Source organism: Vibrio sp. (assembly GCF_050299255.1).
Lineage (GTDB): Bacteria > Pseudomonadota > Gammaproteobacteria > Enterobacterales > Vibrionaceae > Vibrio.
This window is the reverse complement of record NZ_JBNKVP010000169.1, coordinates 1-2,086: the sequence shown is the minus strand read 5'-3', so window position 1 is coordinate 2,086 and position 2,086 is coordinate 1. Positions and strand designations below refer to the sequence as shown.

Annotated in this window: 2 protein-coding genes; both read right to left on the bottom strand. The window is 47.6% G+C overall.

Annotated features, from left to right (window positions below):
• Positions 1–661: cache domain-containing protein (locus tag ACQY6F_RS18835; protein ID WP_428776640.1), on the bottom strand; the 661-nt coding region annotated here is incomplete at its 3' end.
• Positions 662–750: 89 nt separating this feature from the next.
• Positions 751–2,086 (bottom strand): nitrogen regulation protein NR(I) (glnG, locus tag ACQY6F_RS18830; RefSeq protein WP_428776639.1); only part of this gene is annotated, 1,336 nt, incomplete at its 5' end.

Sequence of the window (2,086 nt, the reverse complement as noted above, 5' to 3'; positions counted from 1 at the left end):
GCCGGACATCGGCGACCAATACTCCCGCTAACTCTTGTTTAAGGTACACCGGTGCCATCGCTGACAAAGTAATCTCTTGGCGTTCATCGGAGTTACTGTAAATTTCTGACCACATTGGTCTTTGATTTTTGGCTACCGGTTGGTACCAAGGGCGGTTACGCGGGTCATAAGAAGTAATGACTGAACGAATATCGTCACTGACCAGACTGGTTTCGTAGATTACCAGATCACCACCGGTTTGTTGGCTTTGAAGCATTAAAGTGTAGTTGCCAGAAGGCTCCAGACGAAAACCGGTAAAGTCGCCACTTTCAGAGCCAAAGGCTATCACATCCAGCTGTGGGATAGACTCTGAAAGGGTCTCAAACGTGCTCAGTAAGTAGGTTTGGATCTCATGGGAATCGATAGGGTGGAAGAGGTTGTGATGATTCACACTATGGGCGAGTGTTGTCACGGCAGCCAGAGGCTCATTTAGAAAACAGTTAAGATGCTCGTGGACACTCTCGGTCAAAACCGACAGTTGCTTATCACTGATATCGGTCACCACCGTTTCGTAGTTCTGCTTTTGGACGTAGACCATTACACTGATAGCCAATAAGAAAATCATCACAAATGGGATGAGTACAGCGGTACGTAGTGTAATTTGAGTCGTAGCAGTAGACATTGTCTAATCACAAAAGGGTGGTGCGCCATATTGTACTGATACGTTTATTAATACTAGATGACAGCTATGCTGTATTATTAATCAAAGTGTCAGTACAACTCCTTTAATTTTCTGGTGAGCGTATTACGTCCCCAGCCTAGTACTTTAGCGGCATCTTGCTTGTGACCTTTAGTGTGTTCTAACGCGGCTTCCAATAAAATGCGTTCAAATTCTGGTAATGCGTAAGAAAGTAGTTCTTTATCGCCTGCTGCTAATGATTGACGTGCCCAGTCCGCCAATTGTTCTTGCCAGCTGCCTTGCGTAGAGTCTGAGATAGTTTTCTTTTCTTGCAGCAGTTCTGAAGGCAGGTCGTTGGGTAATACTTCACTACCGCTAGCCATAACGGTCAACCAACGACAAATGTTCTCCAACTGACGCACGTTGCCCGGCCAGTCCAATCTGTTGAGAATTTCTACCGTAGAAGGATGCAGTGTTTTAGTTTCAACGCCAAGCTCGTCCGCAGCGCGCAGCAGGAAGTGCTGAGTCAGTTTCTCTATGTCTTGCTTACGTTCACGAAGTGCTGGAATTTGTACCCGAATAACGTTCAAGCGGTGGAACAAGTCCTCACGGAAATCACCTTCATGTACCAGTCTTTCCAGGTTTTGGTGAGTTGCGGCAACGATACGGACATCGACACTGATTGGCGAATGGCCACCGACACGATAGAACTGACCATCAGCGAGAACGCGTAGCAAGCGAGTCTGGATATCCAGCGGCATATCACCGATTTCATCCAAAAATAACGTACCGCCATTCGCTTGTTCGAATCGGCCTTGGCGAACATTGTTCGCGCCGGTAAACGCGCCCTTTTCATGGCCAAACAATTCGGATTCGATCAGGTCTTTCGGGATTGCTGCCATGTTAAGTGCAATGAAAGGTTTGCTGGCTCGAGGGCTATGTCGATGCAGCGCGTGAGCCACAAGCTCCTTACCGGTACCAGATTCACCATTGATCAATACTGAAATTGAAGAGCGGGAAAGGCGGCCAATCGCGCGAAACACTTCCTGCATCGCCGGTGCTTCACCGATGATTTCTGGTGTTTCGGCAGGGATGTCTTCTGGTGATATCTGCACTCGTTTATTTTCATGACTGTGAGCGATAGCGCGCTCGACTAAAGTCAGAGTTTCATCAATATCAAACGGTTTTGGCAGGTATTCAAATGCGCCTTTTTGATATGCATTAACTGCCGCGTCCAGATCGGAGTGAGCGGTCATAATGATGACGGGCAAGTCCGGGTAGTCGCGCTGAACTTGTTTGAGAAGCTCAAGGCCGTCGATGCCCGGCATACGTATATCTGAAACCAGAACGTCAGGAACTTCGCGTTCTAGTGCCATTAATACGCTTTCCCCATCAGCGTAGGTTTCGCACTTAATATTGGCTGAAGAA